This is a genomic window from Acinetobacter sp. ANC 4636 (assembly GCF_054454555.1).
Window position 1 is genome coordinate 1 of record NZ_JBTKVD010000033.1, and the last position, 4,257, is coordinate 4,257.

General features: G+C 32.6%; 4 protein-coding genes. All 4 read right to left on the bottom strand.

Features of this window, described 5'->3' with window-relative positions:
- Positions 1-43: 43 nt before the first annotated feature.
- The gene (locus ACX1N5_RS15580) at positions 44-346 is read right to left on the bottom strand and encodes a hypothetical protein (protein ID WP_458803536.1); all 303 of its coding nucleotides are present in this window, start codon (positions 344-346) and stop codon (positions 44-46) included.
- Entirely contained in the window at positions 333-1,283 is a 951-nt protein-coding gene (locus ACX1N5_RS15585) for a hypothetical protein (protein ID WP_458803538.1), read from the bottom strand. The genes ACX1N5_RS15580 and ACX1N5_RS15585 overlap by 14 nt, the downstream gene beginning before the upstream one ends.
- A gap of 738 nt (positions 1,284-2,021) precedes the next feature.
- Entirely contained in the window at positions 2,022-3,065 is a 1,044-nt protein-coding gene (locus ACX1N5_RS15590) for an Abi family protein (protein WP_458803539.1), read from the bottom strand.
- Positions 3,066-3,304: 239 nt separating this feature from the next.
- Positions 3,305-4,180 carry a trypsin-like peptidase domain-containing protein gene (locus tag ACX1N5_RS15595; protein ID WP_458803541.1) on the bottom strand — a complete coding sequence of 292 codons (876 nt, stop codon included), beginning with the start codon at positions 4,178-4,180 and terminating at the stop codon, positions 3,305-3,307.
- Between the last annotated feature and the right edge of the window lie 77 nt (positions 4,181-4,257).

The following is a 4,257-nucleotide window of genomic DNA, read 5'->3' on the forward strand; positions in this document are numbered from 1 at the left end:
CAAGCGTTTCGCATAACGTGCATTATGTTAATTTTAGAATATCTTACCAAGGGTTTTGAAAATCACTAGCTTGTGCATTAGCAAAAAGGTCCTCTATTAAAAAATAATCAGACTCATATTTGCTTGTATTGAAAACATAGTCTTGGTTCCTCATTTTATCGGTATAATAAACATAAAAAAAAGGTATGGTTAAATCTTCATCAAAGTAATATCTAACTCTAATATTAAAATTTCTATGATCATATTCGACCATTTGAGGATCAGAATATATTTCCCAAATTAATTCACCATTAATAGTTTTGGATCTTAAATCTTTTATAAAATCTATGAATTTAGTGGGAATCATATGTGTGCACTTCTTTCTCAACAACCGAGCGTAATACCATTATTTCATTAATTAAATCTGTTTTATAGATTGATGCAAGGCTCACTTTGCCTTTATGTGCAAGAATAATCAGTTTAGACTCTAGTTTATCTATTCTTTGTCCTATTGCTTTTGTAGCAATATATTCCATCAACCATTCTTTATCTTCTAAGTCTGGCGTTTTTATCAATAGATCTACCTTTGCAGCATGTTCTGGGGCTACCGATGGATCTACCTTTGCATTATGTTCTGGGGCTACCGATGGATCTACCTTTGCAGCATGTTCTGGGGTTACCGATGGATCTACCTTTGCAGCATGTTCTGGGGCTACCGATGGATCTACCTTTGCAGCATGTTCTGGGGCTACCGATGGATCTACCTTTGCAGCATGTTCTGGGGCTACCGATGGATCAATATTTTTAGGGCCTTTATCAAAATCTTTAATTATTTTTTGGTAACCACTATGTTTCAATAAAATTTTTCGAAAAATTTTAAAATTTAGATATGCATCTGTATAAGAGTCCGAATAGATATCTTCTGTAAGGCTACTTAGTAAATTCATACAGTGTTGATTATCATAGTCATTTACTGCTTTTATTAAGGAATTTTTTACACTTTGGCTGCTTCTAACACTTCTTGTAGTTTCAATAAATGTAAGTATGAGACCAACAGCTGTCATCACAGTTCCATAATAAGAAACTATATCAAGAGGCTCTGCACCAGTTATTTTTACTTTATCTGGAGAGAAAATTGTAGCTATCAGAAATGCCTCTATAAAAGTAAGAATATATATAAGAATAATGTTTGAGGATTTCAAATCCGATAGGAAGGGGAACTTATCTTTAAAATAGTATTCAATTATAGGAGTAAATGATAATCCTATAATTATAATAAGGATTATGATCGCAACAACACTCATCATTCTTACTTTTAATTTAATAAAAATAGTATTTTAATGATTTTCAGAGAATCTTGCTCTTCTTTCTTGATGTTGATGTAATAAACAATTACCACCTATTTAACATAATAGAGCTTATACGAAACGCACTTTAAAATATTATTGTTTTTCATATAGTTAAAATTTTTTGATCAACCTCAAAAACCGTAAAAAGCCTACTTAGAAACAAGTCGGCTTTTTTATGAGCAGGTTTGATACTTCTTGCCAATAAAATCGATCAATGTTTAATCAAAATGACGCGTTGTTGTGATTTATCAAGCCATCCACGGCCGAAACAATCCCCAATTTCTGCGGACAACTCTTGGGATAAAAAGTGGTCAGACTTGTACGTTTTGGCGCACATCCATTCAGGTGCTTTGCGTCTATACCATTTTTCATCAATTTCCTATTATGAGGACATAGAGAGCAGGATGCTCCAGATAAGAATAAGAAAAGACAGCAATGGAGAATGCAGGTACGACAGGAGTTATACCTAACGCATCAAATACGAAAAAGCCCGACAGGATGTCGGGCTTTTTTATGTCTTGAATCTGGATTTCGTAGATGAGATTTTATGTTAAATAAAAAAAGCCTACCTTTGGCAGACTTTTTTTAAATCTTAAGTTTCTTTAGGTTTAAACTTTTTATTTTTTAATAAATACCAAATATTAGATGGTAATAGATCTTGTCGATTAGAAGCATTTTCTGCACATAAAAAGACTAGGTGATTGGAAGTAGTGCGTATATATTTCCATGATTTCTATATATTAGAAAAGATTCTTGCTGTTTTAGCAGAGAATTTAAATTACGTTTCAATATACTTGAATGTAAGCAATGATCAAAATTCTGATATCTATTGATGTAACTATTAAACCCATTATCAGAGATTAACCACTTTAAGTAGTGGTAGTTTTTAGATGATTGATAGTCTTGCGCCAAATTGATATCAATCCACCTTAAAAGCTCAATAAACTTATTATGAAGTAGGTTTAATCTTTGAAAAGTCTCAATTTTATTCGTTGTTTTTGTCGCTATAATAGTCCCTTTTTTCTCTGCAGATGTAGGAATCTCATCATAAAGATCAGGTAATTTCCATAGAGGTTCATGATGTGCAATTCTATTCCTAAACTCATTTAATAGTTCGAGCCTGTTAGATACTTGTTGTACGTTGTCAACATTAAGCCAGGGGTTAGAGGCTGTTGCTGGAGAACTTCGATAATTGGCTATAAATGATTTGGTTAAACGATGATTTGGGAAAATATTGCTTAATTGCTGATCCCATGGCATGGATGAGTTTTTAGGAATTAATGAACACCAAAAACCAAGTGTTAAGCCTGCAACTAAATCATCAGGAAATATTGAAATTCTGAGAGGACCTCCTGATCTATGATGAGTTTTATCTAGTACTTTTTGTAAGCTTTTTTTTTCAAGTAATCTAGTTTCATACCAATTACATGAATCAACAGTCCCAAGCGTTGGAACATTCTGATATCTGAACGAGGATCTTTGTGGTACATATTTTGTAATAACTTGTTCTTTTTGAATACTATGGAAGTGATTACTTAAGGTTAGGTGGAATCTATTTCTTAGAATGATTTCAATGAGATTAATTACTTTGAAAAAGGTAACTGATACTGTTTCATTCCATTGATAACAAGCAATTAATTCTTCTGAAGATAGATGAGAACCAAAATAGTTTTTATAAGAATTAATTCTTGAATGAGATATAGAATTAAAAAATGCTGCACTGTCCGAAATTTGCATTAAAAATTAGCCTGTTACAAAAAACTATTGTTTATTGAGTTAATAATAGCTAATATTACGTTGTAGGCGCACATAACGCTAACTACTAAGTCCCCTTTTTAGCAGATTTAGTGGGTTATTTGACGCAATGAATTCAAAAGGCAGCTAGCAATAGCTGCCTTTTCTTATTTGGTACCTTTTACTCTAAATTTCTTTGTTATTCACAAGTAGAAATATCCTACCTAATAATTAAATAGAAACTATTTCACTTCAACTTTTTCTATAAAGCTTTCTTTCTCTTTGGCTTTTTTCTTTCTTTCTTCATAGTCATTGACTGCTAGGTCATATAGCTCTGGGAATATAGAGACATGCCATACTCTTCCAAGATCAGATTCCTTATTTACCCTTCCACAGTAAATACCTAAAAACTTCCATATACTTTTATTTGCAGCTGTATGCTGTGTGATTTTACCTTTTTCTAAGTCAATTGTTCGGTATGTCCCTTTACGGAAAGCTACTACGGCAGAACCGGATTGTCCTTGTCTCGTTCTACAATCAATTAAAAAAACAGGATTATCTTTATTAATAAGTCCTAATTCTTGTGCCAAAAAGCCTGTTGACCAAATTGGAAACTTTCCATAAGTAGTCAGCCCAAAAGGAAAACCAATAACACTAACTGTTTCAGATGGAACGATATCTAATGGCGCATCATCTAAATCTAAGTCTAAGTAATATGGGAGAGTTCTAACATCCGATCCCCATTCTAGGTTTAGGGCAACAACATCAACATGACTACCTAGCGTAGGGTGTTCATACCAATATTTTGTACCATCATCTCTATAAAGAGGTAGTTTTATCGGAAGCCATTCCCCTATAGCCTCATCTAAGTTTTTATGAAAATAAATAACGATATGGGTTGGTTCAGCTGCAGTTGGACTGATGTGCTTACCGTCTATTGGATTTTTTCCTGTTACATTATGTTTGTTAGTAAAAAATACACATCTTTTTTCTTTATCTCTTGCTACAAGAAACCCTGTTCCATTTGCTAAAAGAGTTTCCTCAAAATACATTTCAATATATAAGCTCTTTGATGAAAGCACTTCTAATGGAAATGATGGACTATCAAAACTAAACATATTTATCCCATTATTTTTAAATAATAATTACTTAGATTTGCTAAAATTAACATAATACACCTTATACGAAAGGCCCG

Excerpts from the sequence above, each read along its gene's own strand:
- ACX1N5_RS15580 (WP_458803536.1), bottom strand. The coding sequence starts at position 346 with ATGATTCCCACTAAATTCATAGATTTTATAAAAGATTTAAGATCCAAA.
- ACX1N5_RS15585 (WP_458803538.1), bottom strand. The coding sequence starts at position 1,283 with ATGAGTGTTGTTGCGATCATAATCCTTATTATAATTATAGGATTATCA.
- ACX1N5_RS15590 (WP_458803539.1), bottom strand. The coding sequence starts at position 3,065 with ATGCAAATTTCGGACAGTGCAGCATTTTTTAATTCTATATCTCATTCA.
- ACX1N5_RS15595 (WP_458803541.1), bottom strand. The coding sequence starts at position 4,180 with ATGTTTAGTTTTGATAGTCCATCATTTCCATTAGAAGTGCTTTCATCA.